The organism is Halanaerobium sp. (assembly GCF_003070835.1).
The window spans coordinates 1-3,752 of sequence record NZ_QBLR01000320.1 but is presented as its reverse complement, the minus strand read 5'-3'; the positions used below and the strand labels follow the sequence as shown (position 1 = coordinate 3,752).

The window sequence follows — 3,752 nt, the reverse complement described above, 5'->3', positions numbered from 1 at the left end:
AAATAATATTGATTAAATATAATTATTTTTTTGTAGTTATAATGTTTACTCCTGTATTATTAATATCTTTAATTATTACTTCATTCATTGTAATTGGAGCTTCTATTTCTGTATTTCTAATAATTTTCATACAATCAAATATTTCATCTTTTGATACAGGTTTATCAGTTCTTACAGAAATAACTGGTAAGTCATGATTTTTAATTTTAACTGTACTAGTTAGTATTCTGGTTGGATTCAAAAATTCATTCTTAGCATATTTTTTTCCTCGGTCACATTTGAATCCAGTAATTTTTTCAATATTATCTTTTTGACCTTTAACTGTTACTTCACATCCTATTGGACATACAACACATGTAAACTTTTCAGTATTCATTATTCTTCCTCCTCAATAATAAGTTCAACTTTTTCCGACTTAATATTATTAAGTTTTTCTGTTTCAATTGATAGATTTTCTATTTCTCCAGGATTAACCTGCAATTTTTTCTCTTTTTTTATAACTTGATTATCATCGGTTAATTTTATAGTTACATTATTTATAGGTTTCTTTACTCGAAAACTAATATTAAAATTATTTTCATTTAAATTATTTTTTTTATATTTTTGTGGATGAATATAAGAAACATTTTTTTGGGGAATAAATTTTACAATTTTATTTTCTACTTTTAATTTATCCATTGCATTTAAGGCAGCATATTTACCAGCAATTTTAGCTTCAATGGTAACATTATCTACTAAATCATTTACATGAGCAACATTTCCACAAGCAAAAATGTTTTTTTCTGATGTTTGCATCATCTGATTAACAATAGGTCCATTAGTAACTGGATCTAATTCTATATTTGCGCTTTTACTTAACTCATTTTCTGGAATTAAACCTACAGATAAAAGTAATGTATCACAATCTATTTTTTCTCTGGTTTCATCTATAATATTCCATTTAGAATCAACTTCAGCTAATTCCACTCCTGTAAGACGTTTTTTCCCATAAATATTGCTTATAGTATGACTAAAATAAAGAGGAATATCATAATCATCTATACATTGAACTCTATTTCTATTTAAACCTGTTAAATAAGACTCTATTTCTACTAACGCTTTTACATTAGCTCCTTCCCAAGTTAACCTTCTTGCCATTATCATACCGATATCTCCTGAACCAAGAATAACAATATCTTTTCCAACCATATTACCTTGCATATTTATAAATCTTTGAGCTGCTCCAGCTGTAAGAACCCCTGAAGGTCTAGAACCAGGAATACAAATTGATTCTCTAGTATTTTCTCTACATCCCATTGCTAACACAATTGAATTTGCTTCTAAAGTACACATCCCATGAGTTTTATTAGTTGCATAAACTTTATTGTCATTTATTTCTAAAACCATTGTGTTTAACATTGTTTCAATATTTAGGTCCTTTAGTTCTTCTATAAATCTATATGCATATTCCGGTCCAGTTAATTCCTCATTAAAGTATTCTAAACCAAATCCCGGATGAATACATTGTTGAAGTATTCCTCCTAATTTTTTATCTCTTTCGATTATCAGAACTTTCTTTGCGCCTTCTTTTTTAGCTGAGATAGCTGCTTCTAAACCAGCAGGTCCTCCACCAATTACAATAACATTGTAGTTTTGTGTAAACATATTTACCACTCCTATATAAATTTCTTGATTATCTATTTTCTTTTGAAAGAATTTTGCTTCCTTTTTCTTTTTGTTCTATTTCAACTTCTGGAATGCCTAATTCTCTAGATAAAATTTGTACAACTCTAGGTCTGCAAAAACCAGCTTGACATCTCCCAGTTCCAGCTCTTACTCTTCTTTTCACACCATCAACAGTTTTTGCTCCTAAAGGTCGCTTAATTGCCTCAACAATTTCTCCTTCTGTAATAGTTTCACATCTACATACTATTCTCCCATATTCAGGATTTTTAGAAATTATTTGTTCTTTTTCTTTTAATGATAATTCATTAAATTTAGTAATTGGTTCTCTATATGGATCAAAATTATTATCAGGTATTAAATTTAAACCTTCAGATTGTAATAAATCAACTACATATTTCGCTACTGATGGAGAAGAAGTTAAACCTGTTGATCTTATACCAGATAAACCAATAAAACCTTCTAACTCATAATTTTCTATATAATAACCAGCTGGTGTTCTAGTCGGTCTTAATCCAGCATATTGTTTAATTGAATCAAATTGTGAAACCTTAGGAACTCTATTTTGAACATCTTTAATTATACTTTTTAATCCTTCTTCTGTAACTGATCTATCTGATTTATCTTCAATATCTTCTGCAGTAGGCCCAAGTAATAAGTTGCCATGAATAGTAGGTGTTATTAGTTTACCCTTTGTCAATTTAGTAGGAACAGGTAAAATTATGGAATTCAAATCATAAGGAGTTGCTTTATCTAAAATAAAAAATTCTCCTTTTCTTGGATGTTCTTTAAAATCACATAAATCTACCATTTCTGCAATTTCATCACAATGGACTCCAGCAGCATTTATAACATAATCAGTTTTAATAGAACCTTTATTTGTTTTTACACTTTCAACTTTATTGTTTTCTGTTTTTATATCTAATACTTCTGTAGACAACATAACCTCGACACCATTCTTGTGTGCATTTTCTACATAAGCAATATTTAATAAAAAAGGGTCAATTATACTTTCTCTAGGTATTAAAATCCCTCCTTTTACATTATCGCTAATTTCAGGTTCTAGTTTTTTTATCTTTTCTGAAGTTAAATATTCAATATCATATACTCCATTCTTATATGATTTTTCTATTATTTTAGGTAATGCTTCTAATTCTTCTTCATTTACTGCTGCTAAAATAGCTCCTGTTCTTTTAAAAGGCACATTTAATTCTTCAGTTAATTTATCGTACATAGGATTGGCAGCAACTACTAATTCTGATTCTAAAGTGCCAGGTTTTGCGTCATATCCGGTGTGTATAATTGCACTATTAGAAACTGTTGCTTCCCCACCAATTTCTTGATTTTTTTCAATAAGAACAACATCTAATTCATATTTCGATAATTCTCTTGCAATTGCACCACCAATTGCTCCAGCACCCACTATTACAACATTTGTTTCTTTTATCATAATAAACACTCCTCGTATAATATACTTAGCAACTTTGAAATTTATCACTAAGTTAAATGTAAATTTGTTTGTTTCCATTAAGTTTAAATATTTTAGACTCCCAAACTGCATGTAAATCTGTGCGTCTCGTTTTTGCTCTGATAAGTAAAGGCAAAATATATCAACCACGGAGTTAGATAATTATTATAAATTATTATATTTACTTAATTTTCTATTAAAACTATTATTTAGTCATGAGCAGAATTGATGAAAATTACTATTAAGGCTAGGTATATAGATTGATGCCTGATTTAACCATTTTAAATCAAATAAATTAATAAGTTTCCCCATTTTTTTAAAATAGCAAAAAACTATTTTTACTATCATAATGGTAAAGAGAGCCTTAATCTCTTTTGTGATCGTCGTTTTTTGTAATAACTCTTAAAAAATGAAGCTATTCCAGTGTAAGATTTAGCCAATATTTCTCTGTTTCCATCAGCCAAAGCATAGTATTCAAAGTCTGGAATATCAAATATTCTTTCTGAAACTTTCTTAACAAATACTATAAGTTTAGTCTTTTTTTGATTAGTAATGTATAATAAGTTGTGTAAATAAAATTATGATAATTTTTTTAAATAAAAAGAGGAATCCTTCTTTGAGT

At 28.1% G+C, this 3,752-nt stretch carries 3 protein-coding genes; all 3 read right to left on the bottom strand.

The window, feature by feature from the left end; all coding sequences use genetic code 11:
* Positions 1-22: 22 nt before the first annotated feature.
* Genes CI949_RS18255 through CI949_RS18245 form a run of 3 tightly spaced genes read right to left on the bottom strand, consistent with a single transcriptional unit; the run spans position 23 to position 3,112 of the window.
* Complete coding sequence (locus CI949_RS18255) at positions 23-376, bottom strand: DUF1667 domain-containing protein (RefSeq protein WP_290769031.1); 354 nt, start codon at positions 374-376, stop codon at positions 23-25.
* On the bottom strand, positions 376-1,644 hold the full coding sequence (locus CI949_RS18250) for an NAD(P)/FAD-dependent oxidoreductase (protein ID WP_290769030.1): 1,269 nt from the start codon (positions 1,642-1,644) through the stop codon (positions 376-378). Before CI949_RS18250 ends, CI949_RS18255 begins: the two co-directional genes overlap by 1 nt.
* Positions 1,645-1,672: 28 nt before the next feature.
* Positions 1,673-3,112 carry an NAD(P)/FAD-dependent oxidoreductase gene (locus CI949_RS18245; protein WP_290769027.1) on the bottom strand — a complete coding sequence of 480 codons (1,440 nt, stop codon included), beginning with the start codon at positions 3,110-3,112 and terminating at the stop codon, positions 1,673-1,675.
* Positions 3,113-3,752 lie beyond the last annotated feature (640 nt).

Excerpts from the sequence above, each read along its gene's own strand:
- CI949_RS18255 (WP_290769031.1), bottom strand. The coding sequence starts at position 376 with ATGAATACTGAAAAGTTTACATGTGTTGTATGTCCAATAGGATGTGAA.
- CI949_RS18245 (WP_290769027.1), bottom strand. The coding sequence starts at position 3,112 with ATGATAAAAGAAACAAATGTTGTAATAGTGGGTGCTGGAGCAATTGGT.
- CI949_RS18250 (WP_290769030.1), bottom strand. The coding sequence starts at position 1,644 with ATGTTTACACAAAACTACAATGTTATTGTAATTGGTGGAGGACCTGCT.